This window comes from Erythrobacter insulae (assembly GCF_007004095.1).
Taxonomy (GTDB): domain Bacteria; phylum Pseudomonadota; class Alphaproteobacteria; order Sphingomonadales; family Sphingomonadaceae; genus Erythrobacter; species Erythrobacter insulae.
In genome coordinates this window covers 2,354,916-2,373,372 of sequence record NZ_VHJK01000001.1, presented here as the reverse complement: position 1 = coordinate 2,373,372, position 18,457 = coordinate 2,354,916, and the positions used below count along the sequence as shown (strand labels likewise).

The window sequence follows — 18,457 nt, the reverse complement described above, 5'->3', positions numbered from 1 at the left end:
AATGACTGAGACATCTGATAAAATCTTAAACGTCAAGACAAGCCAATTGATTCTCCACATGTCTAGCGTACTCTTATTCGCACCCTTAACGGCACCCATTCCGCCCGCCTATTCTCATTATTTCAAATGGCAGGCAAAGTAACCTAACCTATGGCCCATTTCTTTCTTAAGCGGTGAACCCACCAGTAAAGCTGTGCGGTTCCTTCGCCGGAACCCAGCCCCCCCGCACTCTAACCGCCAGCGCCGCCCTTCAGCTGGTCCAGCTTATCCATCGCGGCTTTCACTGTATCCTTGCTCTGATCGCCAAGGCTGATGCTCGCGTTGCAGCTTGGGCAGGAGAAGCTTTCTCCGTTGATCAAAGCTTGCGGAGTAAAGGGGATTGCTGTCCCGCAATCGGGACACGGGACGGACATTTCGTTGGTCAGCATACAATCTCCTTGGCGCAATAACTCGGCGTAACAGTTTACTTCCCCAACATCCCGCTCAAATACCCGCCAGTAAAGCTGCGCGGCTCCTTCGCCACTTGCTCCGGTGTGCCCTCGGCGACGATCTCACCGCCGCGCACGCCGCCTTCGGGGCCGAGGTCCACGATCCAGTCGGCGGTTTTGATCACATCTAGGTTATGCTCGATCACCACCACCGAATTGCCCTGCTCCACCAGCCGGTGCAGCACTTCGAGCAGTTTGCGCACGTCTTCGAAATGCAGGCCCGTGGTTGGCTCGTCCAGAATATAAAGCGTCTGCCCGGTGGAGCGTTTGGCCAGTTCCTTGGCCAGTTTCACGCGCTGCGCCTCGCCTCCTGACAATGTCGTCGCCTGCTGGCCGACTTTGACATAGCCAAGGCCCACCTCGTTCAGCATCCGCATCTTGTCACGGATCGGCGGCACAGCTTTGAAGAAACCCTCCGCATCCTCGATCGTCATATCCAGCACGTCGGCGATGGAGAGGCCTTTGAATTTCACCTCTAGCGTTTCGCGGTTGTAGCGTTTGCCGCCGCATTCCTCGCAGGTGACATAGACATCGGGGAGGAAGTGCATCTCAATCTTGATCAGGCCATCGCCCTTGCATTGCTCACACCGGCCCCCCTTCACATTGAAGGAGAAGCGGCCCGGTTTGTACCCGCGCGCCTGGCTTTCGGGGAGGCCCGCGAACCAGTCCCGGATATTGGTGAACGCGCCGGTATAGGTCGCAGGGTTGGACCGGGGGGTGCGGCCAATGGGCGACTGGTCGATCTCGATCACCTTGTCGCAATATTCGAGGCCTTTGATGCTCTCATGCTTGCCCGCGATAACACGCGCCCCGTTCAGCACGCGGGCGGCGGAGGCGTAGAGCGTGTCGATGGTGAAGGACGATTTGCCCGACCCCGATACGCCGGTGATGCAGGTGAACGTGCCAAGCGGGATGGAGGCGGTGACATCTTTGAGGTTGTTGGCGCTCGCACCCTTCACCGTCAGCATGTGCCCGTTGCCCTTGCGGCGTTCCTGCGGAACTTCGATTTTGCGCCTGCCGGTCAGGTAATCGGCGGTGAGCGACCGCTTTGCCTTCATGATCTGTTTAAGCGTCCCCTGCGCGACCACTTCGCCGCCGCGCACGCCTGCGCCCGGACCAAGATCAACGATATAGTCGGCCTGACGGATGGCGTCCTCGTCATGCTCGACCACGATGACCGTGTTGCCAAGATCGCGGAGGCGTTTCAGCGTTTCGAGCAGCCGGTCATTGTCGCGCTGGTGCAGGCCGATGCTGGGTTCGTCGAGGACATAGAGCACGCCGGACAGGCCGCTGCCGATTTGCGAAGCGAGCCGGATGCGCTGGCTTTCGCCGCCGGACAATGTTCCACTGGTGCGGTCGAGGTTGAGGTAATCGAGCCCGACATTGTCGAGGAAGCCCAGCCGCTCGTTGATCTCTTTCAGGATAGCTTTCGCGATTTGGGACTGTTGATCGGTCAGCTTGTCATCCAGCGCGAGGAACCAGTCCTTGGCATCCGACACGCTCATCGTGGTTGGCGCAGCGATGTCTGTCCCTGCGACCTTCACGGCCAGCGATTTCTCATTCAGCCGTTTACCGCCGCAGGTTTCGCATGGCTGTGCAGTCTGGAACTTCGACAGCTCCTCCTGCATCCAATTGCTTTCAGTCTGCATCATCCGGCGGTTAAGATTGCCGATGACACCTTCGAACGCTTTGTTGACGGTGTAGGTTTTGCGCCCGTCCTTGAATGTCAGAGCAACGGGCATTCCGCCGGTCCCGTGCAGGATGATGAGCCTTTGATCAGGCTCCAGATCTTTCCACGGGGTCGTGATGTCGAAATCATACGCTTTGGCAAGGCTGGTCAGCACCTGCATGTAATACGGTGATGGCGGGTTCGATTTGGCCCATGGTGCAATCGCGCCCTGTTTGAGGGTCAGCCCCTCGTTCGGGACCACAAGCTGCTCGTCAAACAGTTGCTTTTCACCGATCCCGTCGCATGTCGGGCATGCGCCCTGGGGCGAGTTGAACGAGAACAGGCGTGGTTCAATCTCTTCGATCGTGAAACCGCTGACCGGACAGGCGAACTTTTCGGAAAATACGATGCGGTTCGCAGGGATCCCTGCGCCTTTCATTGCACCGCCACTGCCAGCCTCATCCTCGCGTCCCGGCACCACACCATCGGCGAGATCGACGTAAGCCAGCCCCTCGGCCAGCTTCAGCGCGGTTTCAAATGAATCCGCAAGACGCGTCTCGAGGCCATTCTTTACCGCCAGCCGGTCAACGACGACTTCGATGTCGTGTTTGAACTTTTTGTCGAGCGTGGGGGCTTCCTCGATTGGGTACAGTTCCCCATCGATGCGGACGCGGGTAAAGCCCGCCTTCTGCCATTCGGCCAGTTCTTTGCGGTATTCGCCCTTGCGTCCGCGTACCACCGGCGCGAGCAGATAAAGCCGCGTGCCCTCGGGCAGTTCCATCACGCGGTCGACCATATTGGACACGGTCTGCGCTTCGATAGGCTTACCGGTCGCAGGCGAATACGGCACCCCCACCCTCGCCCATAACAGCCGCATGTAATCGTAAATCTCGGTGACAGTCGCCACGGTCGAGCGCGGATTGCGGCTCGTGGTCTTTTGCTCGATCGAAATGGCAGGCGAAAGCCCGTCAATATGCTCGACATCGGGCTTTTGCATCATTTCCAGAAATTGGCGCGCATAGGCGGAGAGGCTTTCGACATAGCGCCGCTGGCCCTCGGCGTAGATGGTATCGAAAGCGAGGCTGGATTTGCCAGAGCCCGAAAGCCCGGTGACAACGATCAACGCATCACGCGGCAGATCGATATCAACGCCTTTTAGATTGTGCTCGCGAGCGCCGCGGACGGAAATTTTGGTCAGCATACGAAAAACCTATGCTTTTGAATTTTGGTAAAGGACATATACGCTCACTTGGGGGCTGCAAAAGATAGAGTCCAGAGCGCAACGCACGACACCGCGCAAAGCTCCTATGTTCGCAATATGTTCGCCTATTAATTTTCCCCGCCCTTCGTAACAGCAGCCGCTTTTCATCGAAGATACGCGGCGGCGGGCACCAACGTTATCCCCCAATCCAATCGGCGCAAAAAAGCGACCAAAACGCTATTTTCTGATTATTCCGAAAAATTCATCAATGTTTTCAGGTGGGGCTACAGGAAAACTAAAGTTCCAAGCAGCAGCGCAATCCGTATCCCTATAGTCCTCTTTGCAAGTCTTCCACGAAGCCCTTCGGGTCGCACCTAGGGTCGCAAAGAATTTTGGGGCGGTCACTCGCGGACAGCTTGGAAGCTTTTGCAGGATCCCACGGGCGCACGCCCAAAGTTCCTGCACGCTCTTCGAAGCAACGACGAGAGATCGCCCCGATTTCGTGGGGATCATCAATGAAGAAATTTGTTTTGACGCTTGCAACAGGCAGCTTGGCGCTTGGTGGATGTCAGACGCACTTGTCGGTGAAACACGATGTTGGTCTAGCCGACGCGCCGCTCAAGACAAAAGGCATCCCTTACCGCCTGCCAGAGACCGATTTGAACGTAGGGGCGCAATGGACATTAGAACGGTGTCCCAAGGTGATCCTCAAGCAAGAAACCGAGGTTGATGAGGGGACCTATTACGACGAGAAGAATCAAGAGCTGAGGTGGCTTGCCGGTCAATTTATTGTCAGCAATGACAACATTGGTATCAAACTACCAGAGACCCCCACACTTCCGTTGGAAGTGGCCCTAGCCGCTTCATATACAACGAATGCGATCGAAGGCCCGAGCTACATTCTCGACTACGAAGATCTGGCCAAGGCTTTCAAGACGACCGATATCACGTTTGAATATCACGCCGGAACGGCTTTGGTAAAATCCATCAATGCGACGGTAGAGGGTCAAGAGCCAGCTGCCTTTACCAGCGGCCTGAAGATCGCGGGATCAATCGCAAGACTAGCATTGGGTATTCCGTCAGTCGCAGCAGCCGGAGATGGGGCTAAAATAGACAAGGCGGGAGGCCCCAAATTCCATAAGGTAGAAACCGTTTTTGAACCTTGCACTCCGCTTGCAACCGAGCTTGTCACACAACGGAACACGCTAGTCTCACAAGCAAAGTCGATCGGAGCAGAGGCAACCTCCACTACGAACGAATTGGCTATTCTGGAAGGGCAATTGGCTATTCCGGAAGGGGAAGCCGCAGGCCGCAGACCCACCAAAGCTGAAAAGAAAAAGCTGGACAAACTGAGCGCATCTTCAAAAAGCTACTCTTCTGCTTTGAAGAAAATAACAGCAGCTTTAACCGTGTTGGACAAAAAACTTACCGTGAAAGGCCGCTTTAACCTGCATGATGATGCGCTGAGCAAGGATGGTAAGGCTCTTTCTGCAAAGATAAAGCCGGACATGGATCAATTTAGCGCCTTCAAGAAAGAGATGCTGAAACCAAATGCGGTCAACGCAGCTGAAATTGAAAGTCTGTTCGCTGCAGACTTGAAATTCGTTTCTAGTGCCGGTGCGGACTTGTGTCACAAGGATGCAGCGGCCTCGCAATGCAAATCAGCGATTGCCGAACCTGCAAAGCGCACAAATGGAAAACCCAAAAAAGACGAGGCGGGTTTCGTATTCAGGCCCCCTGCCCAGCTCCGCATGACTCTGCGCGGAGAGAAAGAGCCAAAGCCGACAATCGATGAGAATGTTCGCATCGCCCAATTCGGTCGGTTCCGTGTGCTGCCATTGACCAACGGATTTGGCGAAAACAATTCAATCATCGCCAGCTTCGCGATCGATGGCACACCGACCAAAATTCAATACAAGAAACCTAAGTCGAGCGGGGCCGAAATTCTGAAATCAGGTGAGCTGGCTCTGCAAGATATTCTGGCATTGCGCGATGCCTCCAAAACCGCCGATGACGCCAAGAAAACCGATCTGGAACTGGAAAACGAACGGTTGACGACAGAGCTCGATAACCTGACTAAGCTGCGCGATATTCGCAAGGTTCAAGATGAACTGTCCGGCTTTTCGGCCGAGACCCCGTCAGAGATCGAATTGATCAATGAAAAGATCACAGTCCTGACATTGGAAGCGCAAATCGCCGAATTGGAAAGGCGAATTCGCGACGCTGCGAGTGTTAATGAAACCGAAGGGGAGGATGGCGCCTAGGATCGATCCAGGTGACTTTCGGCTGAGTGCAAACAGGATGGGCCTGACAATCCTTCTTTAAACAGCGCCATGGGCGTCGGGGCTACAGCGAACTAAATCACCAAAGCCCGCGCGCCTTGCTCCCCGATCCACGATCCATTGACGCCCCATGCCTGTTTGATGACGCTTTCACTCAGCGCATCGGCAGGCGGGCCGTCAGCGATCAAGCCGCCCTTGCTCAAGACAACAACCCGATCTGCATGGTTCATCGCAAGAGCGAGGTCATGCAGCACTATGACCACGCCCTGCCCTTGAGCAGCGCAGGCTTTGAGATGCGTGATCAGGTTCAGTTGATGCGCGAGGTCCAAAGCGGCGAGCGGCTCGTCGGCCAAAATCCATTGCGGCTCACCGGCCAGAACACGCGCGAGCAAAACCCGGGCGCGTTCCCCGCCGGATAGCCGGCTTGCGGGGCGTTTGCGAAACTCCTGCAATTCCAGCGCCGCAATTGCACGCTCGATTGCGGCTGTTCCGCGATCGCGGTGCGGCAAACGGCCTAGCGCGATTAGGGTCTCTACCGCTACGTCCCACGCGATTTCGGCGCTTTGCGGCAAATAACCGAGCGCGCGCGCTTTTTTCCGAGCAGGGCTATCCTGCAAGCCTCGCCCGTCCAGGTTCACTCGGCCAGTCGCCGGCTCCAACAAACCTGCAAGCGCCAACAGCAGTGAGGATTTGCCAGCGCCATTGGGCCCAACAATGGCGGTGATTGTGCCGGGATTAAGGCGCACCGAAACATCACAAAGCACGCGTTTCCCGCCGCGATCCAGTGACAAGTCTTGCGCGCCGAGCGTCATACCGTCCCCCGCCGCATCCGCATCAGCAGCCACAGAAAAAACGGCGCACCGATCAGTGATAAAGCAATGCCCAGCCGCAGCTCTGTGACGAGCGGGAGCACGCGCACCGCGCTATCCGCGATCAGAACAAGGCACGCCCCTGCAAGCGCGCTTGGCACGATCAGACTGGACGGCAGCCGGTCGGTGAACGGACGCACCAGATGCGGCACGATCAGACCGACAAACCCTATAATACCAGCGACCGCAACGCCGGCGCCAACAGTCAATCCCACACCGATGACCAGCAAAATGAGTAGCCGCTTAGGGTCCACTCCCAAGGAACGGGCGGCGTCCTCTCCCAGCGTCAAAGCGTCGAGAGATCGCGCGGAAAAAGCCAGTGCGATTATTCCCAACCCGACAAGCGGCGCGGCAATCCACACCTCTTGCCAAGACCGGTCGGTCAATGCGCCATTCAGCCACATAACGATCTGGCTCATCGCAAATGCATTGGGCGCAGTTGTAATGGCCAGCGCGGTCAAGGCGCCGGCGAGGCTGGCAATCATCAGGCCTGCGAGCGTGAACAGCGCGATGCCTCCGCCTGCCCCGGAGGATGTGCGCCCTGCGATCAAGGCAAGCATCGCCATGCCCAGCGCCCCTCCGGCCAGAGCAAAGGCGGGAAGGCTCCATGCCGCGATGGCAGGCGGTAGCAACGCTCCGAACCAGAAGCTGGCGACCGCACCAAGGGCTGCCATCGGAGCAATGCCGAACAGTCCGGGATCAGCAAGCGGATTGCGCAGATATCCCTGCATCGCCGCCCCTGCCGCTCCCAATCCGGCACCCACAACAATTGCCAAAACTGCGCGTGGCAGGCGCAGCTCCATCAAAATGATGGCGGCATTCGGCGTGTTGGCAAAATCAATCCAGACCCGGCCTGCTAGCAAAGACAGCGGAACCGCGACCGCGAGCAGAGCAGCAAAGATCATCGCGGCGCGGTTCAAAGAACATTCTTTCTGATTGCAGCAATGCGCGCATCCGCCGCGATCACGCTTGGTCCGCCGCAATATAGCAAGCGCGGATCGAATGTTTCCACGCGCGTTCGCTTCAATCCATCCAGCAGCGGATGCGTTTGCCCAGCGCTATCCCCTGCTACCAACAACACTTCGGGCGGGTTGGCCAAAATCGTCTCAAGAGAGGCAAAATCAGCCTGAGCCAGACCCATCTTGGCGCTATGGCTGGAAAACCCGTTACGGCGCAGCAATTCCGAAATCAGCGTGCCCTCGCCCGGCACGATCTGTCCCGATTGCCACAGCATCGCGGTAATCTCGCGCTTTGGCCGCTGTTTGGATGCGATGGCATTGATCCGTACCGCGAGACGTTCTGCCGCCGCCGTGTTACCGGTCAGGGTGCCCAGCCGTTTTATCTGATCGATGCTCTCGGCAATGCTGCGCGGGCTATCAAAGGTTTCCACGCGTAAACCGAGGCCGGTCAAAGCGTTCCGCAAGCTCGGCGCGATAAAGCTCGAAGCGAGGACCATGTCTGGCTTTTCAGCCAGAACCTCTTCTGCGGTCCCGCCAGTGTACGCAAAACGCGCCGCCACGCCCGGATCAAGCGAACTTGAAGCAGGATCCTGACTGTAATGCGACAGAGCAAGAATTTGGTCTGGATCGGCTATCTCGACCAGGATCGCATCAACACAGGGATTGAGGCTGACGAATGTCAGCTGCCGCGTCACTGGCGCATCACCGGCAATATTCGCCTGAGCACCGCACGAAGTAAGCACGAGGCCCGCACAAAGCGCGGCGGCACCGCCCCATCCAATGCGAGCAATCTCATTTCGAAAATGCGCGAAAAAAACCACGATACCCGATCCCTGCCTAACTTCTGCGTTAGGGGCGCATCGCAGCTATCGCAAGGCATTGGCTCTTCGAACATCAGCTGCACAAATTGGTCTGTTAAGGCGTTTGCTCCGGGATGTCCGCTTTCGGGACGCCTTGGCCGCGGCGCTCGCTTTACCCGGACCACCCCGATACGCGCGTTAGCGCGCCATGAAACCAACCAGCACACTCTTTAAGCGAAGCCCAAATCGCACCTCGGACGGCATCATCAGACTGCCTGATGCTGCGCAATCCGCGCGGCCTGAAATCAAACGGGCCAGTATGACAAAGCGTATTGCTGTTCTTTTCGCAGTGCTCGCGGTTCCGGCAATTGCAGCCCCCGGCGATTTCGGGGCGATGGCAGGCGGTGCCGCGATAGAATCGGAAAGCGTATCACGCGAACTCGCGGCCATTCCTGCCATGCCGTTTGAACGGCCCGGAATGAGTTTTCCGGGTTCCGCGTTCTTTTACCTTGCCGATCCGCCAAATGCGGCTCTTGTTGCCCTTCCCACCGCCGACCCGATGGATGCCGGCGCAGAGGAAGGCCGCGAGCTTGGCCAGATGATTGATGCCGGTCCAGCCGCCAGTCCATTTTTCGCCTCAAGCACGGGTACGTCAATGCTGCGCGCGCAGCAGTGTCTGGCGCAGGCCGTCTGGTACGAAGCAGCCAGCGAAAGCGAAGCTGGCCAGCGCGCTGTTGCGCAGGTCGTTTTGAACCGTGTCGCCCACCCAAGCTGGCCGGGCAGTGTTTGCGGTGTGGTGTATCAGGGATCGCAGCGTTCAACCGGCTGCCAGTTTTCTTTCACCTGCGATGGCAGCCTGTCTCGCCGCGCCAGTGGCGCAAGCTGGCGACGGGCGCAGGATATCGCCTCGGATGCGCTCGCAGGAAGCGTGTATTCGCCAATCGGCCATGCCACGCATTACCATACGCTTTGGGTCAATCCTGTCTGGGCGAGTTCTCTCGATCATATCGGGACAATTGGTGCGCACCGGTTTTATCGCAATCGCGGTGCGAACGGGGAAAAAGGCGCGTTCAATTCCGGCTACAGAGGTGCTGAACCGAGCGTGGCAGCCAATCTCTCTGCGGATGACACAAGTGTAACGGCCCCGTCGCGCGCTGCTCCTTTGATCGAATATTCTATTCCAAGCTCATCAGCGGCACCGGCCACGCCCGCTGCAAACACGCCGGCGCCTGTGCCATTGCCGCAGACCACGTCAACCTATGGGGGCGCTGGTCAGGTCAAGGATGAATATTCAAGGGCAGGCCAATGGAAAAAAAGGCCGAAAGACGCGGCCAACGGACCTGTCGATACCGTTATCGAAACGCCTTGACGCAATTGGGCGGCCTCACCGCATATATCGCGGTTAATGAGCTAGAAACCTTGATATAAAACCAAGATTTAGCTTGCTGAGCGCTATACATTGCGTCCCGCTGAAATGCGTTGGCGATCTTGCACAGCAGACCCATCAAAGGCTCTGCGCCAGGTCCAAAGGACGCTCTTTTTCTGGAACTCGATACGCTATGTCTATCCGTTTTGCAGCGCCCTACACACCGGGTCAGTCATCAGCCAATCTGTATGTTTCAAAAAGTCTATTCCAACCGGTTCCCCGGCATGCCGTGAATGACAATGGTGCCGATCATGGCACCGATAGCGACCACCGACTGCAAGCGGCGCTGCGCCATTTCGCAGAGCATGGATTGGGAGCAGCACGATCAGCACGTGAACAGGCGCAAAAGGCGTTCTTCGCAAACGATCATCAGGCGTATGATTGGTGGATCGGAATTACGCGCGCGCTCGATCGCCGTCTCGCAGCCGAAGCAGAACGGGAATTCACGCTGAAGGTGCTTGATTCACCGATGCTGTAATATTTCGTGGACGCTACGTAAGACTACCAGATCAGCCGAACATCGGTGGATCGTTAACCTGCCCTTGACTACTTTTCATTATGGCAGGTTTTCCATGAGAGCGATTAAACCTCTTTCAAAACTGCGCGCCAAGCAGCAAACCGGACATCGTTCGGATCGCGTGTCTGCGCGCGTCCGCCGTTTGCTTGTAAAGACGCTTTACACACAACCGGGAAGCCTCGCCATTGGCGCGCTTAACGGCGTGGTTGCTACAGGCATCGCTGCGTATGTGTCCGGTCTGCCGGAATTATGGATCGGCAGCGTGGTGCTGACCATCATTGCAGTCGCCCGTGTGACCGCAGCGCTCGGCCTGTCACCGGATTCCAGCGACACCAGCACACAAAAACTTGAAATAGTCTACGAAGTGGGCGCGTTGAGTTACGCGCTGGTCATCGGCAGCGTTGCCGGTTTGGCCGTCTGGCGCGGGGCAAGCGCCGAGGTCGAAGTTTTGCTGGTTGCCAATGCAGTTTGTTACGGGGTCGCGGTAGCCGCTCGTAATGCTGGCCGCCCCACAATCGCGATTGGTCAGTTGGCATTATCTTGCCTGCCGATCATGGCGGCATCGCTGGCCATCGGTTCGCTGGTCCATCTCACCTTGTTCGTGACGATGCTCCTGCTGTTTCCGGCAATGTTTTCAATCACTTTAAATATCTTCGGCGTCTTGCGCGATTCCATCGCTGCGGCGGAAACCAGCGCGAAACTGGCCGAGAAAATGAAAGTGCTGGCGCGAACCGATGTCGTCACTGGGCTGGCTAACCGGGCAGGCCTGAACCACGCGATGGTTGAAACCATGATGAGCCTGGAACAGGATAGCAATCTTGCCCTCATCTGGATCGATCTAGACCGGTTCAAAGAGGTGAACGATCTGCTTGGCCACCCGATCGGTGACCGGGTTTTGAGCGAAGTTGCACGCCGGCTGAACGAAGTCAGCCCTAACGGATCAACCGTCTCTCGCTTTGGCGGAGATGAGTTTGTGATTTTCTGCCCGATTGAAGATCGCAAACATGCCCAGCTTATCACGAGCGAAATCCATGCCGAGATCATGGGGCCGATGCGGATTGACGGAGAGCGTCTGGAAGTCCGAGCTTCGGTTGGTGTCGCCTTGCTACCAGAAGACGGCAAAGACACCGATACTTTGATGCAAAGCGCCGATCTTGCGCTGTATCACGCCAAAATTCGCGGCCGTGGACAAACGCAGTTCTTCGACAGCTCGATGACCCGCGATCTTGTCCGGCGGCGCGAGATTGAAGACGAACTGCGAGCAGCGCTTCAACGTGATGAACTCTCGATCTTTTTCCAACCCATAGTGGATCTGGAAACAGGTAGAATTCGCACTTTCGAAGCTCTCGTGCGCTGGTTCCATCCGGTCAAAGGCGAACTTCGCCCAGATGAATTCATCCCGGTCGCCGAGGAAACCGGTGTTATCGTGACCTTGGGCAACTGGATCACTGCTCAAGCAGCGCGGGTCGCGGCAACGTGGCCAGAGGACGTCACGCTTGCGGTGAACCTTTCACCGCTGCAAATCCGCGCTCCGGGCGCTGCATTGGGCATCCGCAACGCATTGAAAGAAGCGGGCCTCGACCCCCACCGGCTCGAGCTGGAAGTGACCGAAAGCCTGTTTATCGAGGATAACCACGCGACAGCCAATTTCATTCAGGAACTGACCGATATCGGCGTGAAGTTCGCACTTGATGATTTCGGCACCGGTTATTCATCGCTGGGCTACATCAACAAATATCCATTCACCAAAATCAAGGTGGATCGCAGCTTTGTCTCTGGCGCGAATGTTGGGCGCAAAAGCGACGCGATTATCCGTGCCGTGGCCGAAATGGGTTCGACGCTGGAGATGGAGATCGTGGCCGAGGGCCTTGAGACCATCGACCAGGTTCAAACCGTGCGCCAAGCCGGGTGTACCCTTGGACAAGGGTTCTATTTCAGCCGCGCTGTGCCGGATTATCTGGCTGCCATGCTTCTTGCTCAGGAAAGCGATGGCGAACCGATGAAGATTACAGGCTGATTGCGGCTGCCGGACCGGTTCCGACCCTCTACATTCAAATTTGCGTTGGCCGGCGCCTTGACCCGCCCAATCACCATTCCGATCAACGAGATCAGCATCCCTTACTGCAACTGCGAACTATGTGCAAAGATAGTTGTCACTTAAGGTGTTTTGCTGGTTGCAATAGACTATCCATCCGCCTAACCCGTCCCTCAACACGTTCATATGCCATCGCCACACGGGACGGGGCTCGCGCATTTGAATAGAGGATCATTTTTCGTCCCGCACAATTTGGGAAGGAAATCTCTCACATGGCTCGCAAAAAGATCGCGCTTATCGGCTCCGGCATGATTGGCGGCACTCTCGCCCACCTCGCAGCGAAAAAAGAAATGGGCGACATCGTCCTGTTCGATATTGCCGAAGGCATGCCTCAGGGCAAAGCGCTCGATCTGTCGCAATGCGGCCCGATCGAAGGCTTTGACGCAAAGATCACCGGCACCAATGATTACGCCGATATCGCAGGTTCTGACGTGATCATCGTAACCGCCGGTGTCCCGCGCAAGCCGGGTATGAGCCGTGACGATCTGCTCGGCATCAACCTGAAAGTGATGAAGGCCGTCGGCGAAGGCATTAAGAACAACGCGCCCGACGCTTTCGTGATCTGCATCACCAACCCGCTGGATGCGATGGTTTGGGCGCTGCGCGAATTTTCCGGCCTGCCTCATAACAAGGTTGTCGGCATGGCAGGCGTTCTCGACAGCGCGCGCTTTGCGACCTTCCTCGCATGGGAGTTTGATTGCTCGGTCAAGGATGTGAACGCATTTGTTCTGGGCGGCCACGGCGACACCATGGTTCCGGTCCTGTCCTACTCCACGATCAACGGCATCCCTGTGAAGGACATGGCGAAGATCAAAGGCGTCGCGACAAGCCGTCTCGACGAAATCGTCGCCCGCACGCGTGCCGGCGGCGGCGAGATTGTGAAACTGCTTGGCAATGGTTCGGCCTATTATGCGCCTGCCACCAGCGCGATCAGCATGGCCGAGGCCTATCTGGGCGACCAAAAACGCATCCTGCCAAGCGCGTCTTATGTTGAAGGCAAGTATGGCCTCGACGGGCTGTATGTCGGCGTCCCGACTGTGATCGGCGCAGGCGGCACCGAAGACGTGATCGAAATCGAACTGTCGGACGAAGAGCGCGCGAACCTGACGGTCAGCGTCGATGCGGTTAAGGAACTGCTTGAGGCGTGCAAAGGTCTGGATAGCTCGCTCGCTTGATGCGGTTTTTTCCACTCTTTTGCCTGACAGTTTTCGCAGCACCAGCGGCGGCACATGATGCCACGCTGGTGTATGTAGAAGCAATGGAAGCGCACATTCTGGACTGTCCGGCTGTTAATGGCTTTGCTCCCGAAGGCGATATGCTGAGCGTCGATTGGGTAAAGCGCGACGTCAACGACCCTGTTTTGGCCAATCATGCGGCAAAGTTTAAAGCCGAAGAACAAGGGCTCCAAGCCAACGTCAACGTCTTTACCAAGACGGTCGAAGGCATGGAGCTTATCCAGTTTATGGCGATCCGGAGCATGGAGGCTGTGGATGGCCAGCCTTCGGTGTATGTTGAAGGACAAGGTAATATCGGCGCGACCGAATACCTGTGCGTGACAATGGTGCCCGATCTCCCTTTTATGCCCTCTGGCAAGCTGTTGGGCGCGGTGTTCGGCAAAGACGTCGATGCCGGGATTGGCAATTCTCCGGGCGACCTGCGCAATGGCACATGGGTGTGGGACAAGATCTCACCCACCCATATTCGCACCATCGCGCGCTATACCAATTCATTTACGGGTCAGACTGACCTGCCCGACGACGTATTCTATCCCGGATTCTATATTTTAAGTTTCCGCAAATTCACGCCTGAACAATCAAATCAGGACAGCGAACAACCATGAGCATCCTCATAATCAAAGATACGAAGGTCTGTTTTGCATAAGGCACTTGCCTCAATTTTGTTGATCAGCGTGCTTTGCGCGCCGGTTTCCGCGCGTGAGATTGATCGTGCGGAGATCGCAGAGGATTTTGCGCCTGACGTCCCGCAGGAACAACGCGTCTATTGCATGGACACCCGGATGTTCACGCTTGCCGATGGCACCGAATACCGCGCCTGCACCAACTGGCGCGCGCAGGTCCGTACCCGGCTGATCCGCACCTATGCTGCGCTCGATGGGCCTGAAATCGATAGCGATGCCAACATCGACCTCGCCCGCACGTGTTTCGATCTGGCTATTGCGAGCCAGAACGATCCATACCGGACGACTTTTAACGACGATACTTTTCTAGCTGGCGCAAGATCGCATTTCACTTTGTGTGCCACGAACCGCGCAATGCAGCGCACCGACGAATACAGCCTCAAGGTTTATGACCGCGGCGTATGGCTCGGTTGAAGCTGATCCACAAATACCCACTACGGAGCTTTTGAATGTCCATCCTCATAAATAAAGACACCAAAGTCATCACCCAAGGGATGACCGGCAACACCGGCACATTCCATACCGAGCAGGCTATCGCCTATGGCTCGCAAATGGTTGCTGGCGTTACTCCTGGTAAAGGCGGCACCACGCATGTTGGCGTGCCGCAGTTCAACACCGTAAAAGAAGCGAAGGAAGCGACCGGCGCAACTGCCAGCTGCATTTACGTGCCGCCGCCCTTTGCCGCCGATGCCATCTGCGAAGCTATCGATGCCGAGATCGAGCTTATCATCTGTATCACCGAAGGTATTCCCGTACTCGATATGGTTCGCGCAAAGGCTGCGCTCACCGGAAGCAAATCGCGCCTGATCGGCCCGAATTGCCCCGGCGTTCTGACCCCTGATGAATGCAAAATCGGCATCATGCCCGGCTCGATCTTCAAAAAGGGCTCCGTTGGCGTTGTCAGCCGCTCCGGCACGCTGACTTATGAAGCCGTGCATCAGACCACGATGGTCGGCCTTGGTCAGACCACGGCTGTCGGCATTGGCGGCGATCCCGTGAACGGAACCAACTTTATCGACGTGCTCGACCTGTTCCTTGATGATCCCGAAACCAAATCGATCATCATGATTGGCGAAATCGGCGGATCGGCTGAAGAAGAAGCGGCCGCATTCCTGAAAGCCGAAGCTGCCAAAGGCCGCAGCAAGCCGACCGTCGGCTTTATTGCGGGCCGCACGGCGCCTCCGGGTCGCCGCATGGGTCACGCAGGCGCGATTGTGTCCGGCGGCAAAGGCGGCGCGGATGACAAGATCGCGGCGATGGAAGATGCGGGCATCCGCGTTTCCCCCTCGCCCAGCGAGCTTGGAACCACGCTCGACGCGATGTTGAAAGAGCTCGCATAACCGCGATCAGGCAAAAACAATTGGCGTAACCTCGCCTTCCTCTCCTCCCCACGGAGCACCCTATGGGTAACGAAACACACGAATTTCTGCCGCAAATGTCCGATCAGGAAGGGCCGCAACCCGGCCCGTCCTGGGGCAATCCCAAATGGCTTGATCAGGTCAGCGATACCAGCGCCGATCTGACCACCGCGATGGATCCGACGCAGATGCGCCTTTCCGATGTGAAAGACGCAGTCGGCAAAGCGGCACACAAAGCAGGCAAAGCGCTTGATCCCAAGGCAATCGAGGAGGCTTCGGCCAATTCGATTGCGGCGATGACGTTGATCCGCCTGTACCGTGTGCGCGGCCACCTTGCGGCGGATCTTGATCCGTTGGACCTGTCAAAGAAACGGGAAGTCCCGCAGGATTTGACGCTCGAATTTCATGGCCTAGCTGGCAAAGAAAATCTGGAAGTTTATGTCGGCGGCGTGCTCGGCATGAACTGGACCACCGTTGGTGAGCTCTTCAAACGGCTGAAAGAAGTGTATTGCGGCAAAGTCGGCCTCGAATACATGCATATCGCCGACACGGAAGAGCGGCGTTTCCTTCAGGATAAATTTGAAAGCCCCGGCGATACGATCCAGTTTACGCCGGAGGGTAAGAAAGCCATCCTCGCAGCGGTGCTGCGCGGTGAGCAGTATGAGGAATTCCTCGGCCGCAAGTATGTCGGGACCAAGCGTTTCGGCCTTGATGGCGGGGAGTCGATGATCCCTGCGCTTGAGGCGGTGATCAAACATGGCGGCAGCGATGGCGTGCGCGAGATCATTTACGGCATGGCCCACCGTGGGCGGCTTAATGTCCTCGCGAATGTTATGGCCAAGCCATACAAGGTGATCTTCCACGAATTTTCGGGCGGCTCTGCCAATCCCGAAGATGTCGGCGGATCGGGCGATGTGAAATACCACCTCGGCACAAGCACCGACCGCACATTCGATGACATCGAAGTCCACATGTCACTGGTTCCAAACCCGTCGCACCTTGAGACGGTGAACCCGGTTGTGCTCGGCAAAACCCGTGCACAGCAAATGGTTCGTGATGGCAAAACCACCGAACAAGTGCTGCCTGTCTTGATCCACGGCGATGCAGCGTTTGCCGGGCAAGGTGTTGTTTGGGAGAGCCTTTCGTTATCTGGCGTGCCCGGATACGACACAGGCGGTTGTTTGCACTTTATCATTAACAACCAGATCGGCTTCACCACCTCGCCTAAATTTGCGCGATCTTCGCCCTACCCGTCTGATGTTGCGAAAGGCATCATGGCGCCGATCCTGCACGTGAATGGCGATGATCCCGAAGCGGTGACATTCGCTTGTAAACTGGCGATTGAATACCGTCAGAAATTTGGCCGCGATGTTGTGATCGATATGTGGTGCTACCGCCGGTTTGGTCACAACGAAGGTGACGAACCGAAATTCACCCAGCCTTTGATGTATGACGTTATTCGCAAGCACCCCAAAGTGAGCGTGCTTTACGAAAATCGGCTGATCGAAGAAGGTGTAATCAATAAAGGTCACCGCGAAGAGGTGGCCGGCGAATTCGTCGCGCAACTCGAAGAGGAGTTTGAAGCGGCAAAAAGCTATAATCCCAACGAAGCCGACTGGTTCGGTGGCCGCTGGGCAGGCCTTAATAAACCTGCTGATCCCGAAACCGCGCGCCGAAACATCGAAACCGCGATTGAACCAAAAATGTTCGATAGCCTTGGCCGCGTTTTGACCGAGGTTCCCGATGATGTGAACATCCACAAAACTCTGGGCCGCGTGCTCAAGGCCAAGGGTGAAATGTTTACCAGCGGCGAAGGCTTTGACTGGGCCACCGCAGAAGCGCTGGCATTCGGCAGCCTGGTGATGGAGGGCTACAATGTCCGCCTTTCAGGCCAGGATAGCGGCCGCGGCACATTTTCTCAGCGCCACGCCGTTTGGGTCGATCAGGGAAGCGAACACAAGTATATCCCTTTGAACACCCTGCCCCACGGAAAATTCGAAGTGCACGATTCCACCCTGTCCGAATACGGCGTGCTTGGCTTTGAATACGGGTTTGCCATGGCGGATCCGAAAACATTGGTCCTGTGGGAAGCGCAATTTGGCGATTTCGCTAACGGCGCTCAGATCATGATTGATCAGTACATTGCCGCAGGCGAAGCAAAATGGCTGCGTGCCAACGGCCTCGTGATGCTGCTCCCGCATGGTTATGAAGGTCAGGGGCCGGAGCACTCCTCCGCTCGTCTCGAACGGTTCCTGCAATTGTGCGCGAACGACAATATCCAGGTCTGCAACATCACCACCCCGGCGAATTACTTTCACGTTCTGCGCCGCCAGATGCTGCGATCTTTCCGTAAACCGCTGATTATCATGACGCCGAAATCGTTGCTCCGGCACCCTCTGGCGAAAAGCACGCGCGAGGAATTTCAGGCCGACGGGCAGTTCAAGCGGATCAAATCCGACCTGACCGAGATCGCAGACAAGGATGTAAAACGTCTGGTTCTGTGTTCAGGCAAGGTCTATTACGATCTGTATGAAAAGCGCGAGGAAGAGGGGCTGAAAGATGTCTCGATCGTTCGGATCGAGCAGCTTTATCCGTTCCCCGGTGATCCATTGGCGGTTCGTCTTAAACGGATGACCAACCTGAAAGATGTGATCTGGTGTCAGGAAGAACCCAAGAATAACGGATCGTGGTTCTTTGTTCAAAACCAGATCGAGGATTCGCTCACACAGGCCGGGCACACCGGAATGCGCCCCATTTATGCGGGCCGCGATGCGGCGGCGTCTCCGGCAACTGGTCTGGCGAAACGTCATATCGAACAGCAAGAGGCGCTTGTCGCTGATGCTCTCGGCATCGCTTAACAATCAATCCAATTCAC

General features: G+C 56.7%; 14 protein-coding genes. 9 read left to right on the top strand and 5 right to left on the bottom strand.

Annotation, left to right across the window (positions count from 1 at the left end; translation table 11 throughout):
* Nucleotides 1-230: 230 nt before the first annotated feature.
* Both FGU71_RS11110 and uvrA read right to left on the bottom strand, forming a co-directional pair.
* Complete coding sequence (locus tag FGU71_RS11110) at nucleotides 231-428, bottom strand: CpXC domain-containing protein (protein ID WP_142788628.1); 198 nt, start codon at nucleotides 426-428, stop codon at nucleotides 231-233.
* Between the two features lie 35 nt (nucleotides 429-463).
* Nucleotides 464-3,358: an excinuclease ABC subunit UvrA gene (gene uvrA, locus FGU71_RS11105; RefSeq protein WP_142788627.1), complete on the bottom strand. Its 2,895-nt coding sequence runs from the start codon at nucleotides 3,356-3,358 to the stop codon at nucleotides 464-466.
* Nucleotides 3,359-3,873: 515 nt separating this feature from the next.
* Here uvrA and FGU71_RS11100 point away from each other — a divergent pair.
* Nucleotides 3,874-5,622, top strand: a complete 1,749-nt coding sequence (locus tag FGU71_RS11100; RefSeq protein ID WP_142788626.1) for a hypothetical protein — start codon at nucleotides 3,874-3,876, stop codon at nucleotides 5,620-5,622.
* A gap of 92 nt (nucleotides 5,623-5,714) precedes the next feature.
* On the opposite strand, the gene FGU71_RS11095 is transcribed toward FGU71_RS11100, so the two are convergent.
* Genes FGU71_RS11095 through FGU71_RS11085 form a run of 3 tightly spaced genes read right to left on the bottom strand, consistent with a single transcriptional unit; the run spans nucleotide 5,715 to nucleotide 8,289 of the window.
* Entirely contained in the window at nucleotides 5,715-6,452 is a 738-nt protein-coding gene (locus tag FGU71_RS11095) for an ABC transporter ATP-binding protein (RefSeq protein ID WP_142789107.1), read from the bottom strand.
* On the bottom strand, nucleotides 6,449-7,429 hold the full coding sequence (locus FGU71_RS11090; RefSeq protein WP_142788625.1) for a FecCD family ABC transporter permease: 981 nt from the start codon (nucleotides 7,427-7,429) through the stop codon (nucleotides 6,449-6,451). The genes FGU71_RS11095 and FGU71_RS11090 overlap by 4 nt, the downstream gene beginning before the upstream one ends.
* Entirely contained in the window at nucleotides 7,426-8,289 is an 864-nt protein-coding gene (locus tag FGU71_RS11085; RefSeq protein ID WP_234035724.1) for an ABC transporter substrate-binding protein, read from the bottom strand. Before FGU71_RS11085 ends, FGU71_RS11090 begins: the two co-directional genes overlap by 4 nt.
* A gap of 298 nt (nucleotides 8,290-8,587) precedes the next feature.
* Here FGU71_RS11085 and FGU71_RS11080 point away from each other — a divergent pair, with 298 nt between their 5' ends.
* The 8 genes from FGU71_RS11080 (at nucleotide 8,588) to FGU71_RS11045 (ending at nucleotide 18,440) form a co-directional block, all read left to right on the top strand.
* Nucleotides 8,588-9,637 (top strand): cell wall hydrolase, encoded by a 1,050-nt coding sequence (locus FGU71_RS11080; protein ID WP_234035723.1) that lies wholly within the window; start codon nucleotides 8,588-8,590, stop codon nucleotides 9,635-9,637.
* Between the two features lie 190 nt (nucleotides 9,638-9,827).
* Nucleotides 9,828-10,172: a hypothetical protein gene (locus tag FGU71_RS11075; RefSeq protein WP_142788624.1), complete on the top strand. Its 345-nt coding sequence runs from the start codon at nucleotides 9,828-9,830 to the stop codon at nucleotides 10,170-10,172.
* Between the two features lie 94 nt (nucleotides 10,173-10,266).
* Complete coding sequence (locus tag FGU71_RS11070; RefSeq protein WP_185960278.1) at nucleotides 10,267-12,228, top strand: putative bifunctional diguanylate cyclase/phosphodiesterase; 1,962 nt, start codon at nucleotides 10,267-10,269, stop codon at nucleotides 12,226-12,228.
* A gap of 290 nt (nucleotides 12,229-12,518) precedes the next feature.
* Nucleotides 12,519-13,481 (top strand): malate dehydrogenase, encoded by a 963-nt coding sequence (gene mdh, locus FGU71_RS11065; protein ID WP_142788623.1) that lies wholly within the window; start codon nucleotides 12,519-12,521, stop codon nucleotides 13,479-13,481.
* On the top strand, nucleotides 13,481-14,146 hold the full coding sequence (locus FGU71_RS11060; RefSeq protein WP_142788622.1) for a hypothetical protein: 666 nt from the start codon (nucleotides 13,481-13,483) through the stop codon (nucleotides 14,144-14,146). Before mdh ends, FGU71_RS11060 begins: the two co-directional genes overlap by 1 nt.
* 33 nt (nucleotides 14,147-14,179) lie before the next feature.
* Nucleotides 14,180-14,638 (top strand): hypothetical protein, encoded by a 459-nt coding sequence (locus FGU71_RS11055; protein ID WP_142788621.1) that lies wholly within the window; start codon nucleotides 14,180-14,182, stop codon nucleotides 14,636-14,638.
* Between the two features lie 35 nt (nucleotides 14,639-14,673).
* Nucleotides 14,674-15,564: a succinate--CoA ligase subunit alpha gene (gene sucD, locus FGU71_RS11050; RefSeq protein WP_142788620.1), complete on the top strand. Its 891-nt coding sequence runs from the start codon at nucleotides 14,674-14,676 to the stop codon at nucleotides 15,562-15,564.
* Nucleotides 15,565-15,626: 62 nt separating this feature from the next.
* Nucleotides 15,627-18,440, top strand: coding sequence for a 2-oxoglutarate dehydrogenase E1 component (locus FGU71_RS11045; protein WP_142788619.1), 2,814 nt, complete (start codon nucleotides 15,627-15,629; stop codon nucleotides 18,438-18,440).
* Nucleotides 18,441-18,457: the final 17 nt, after the last annotated feature.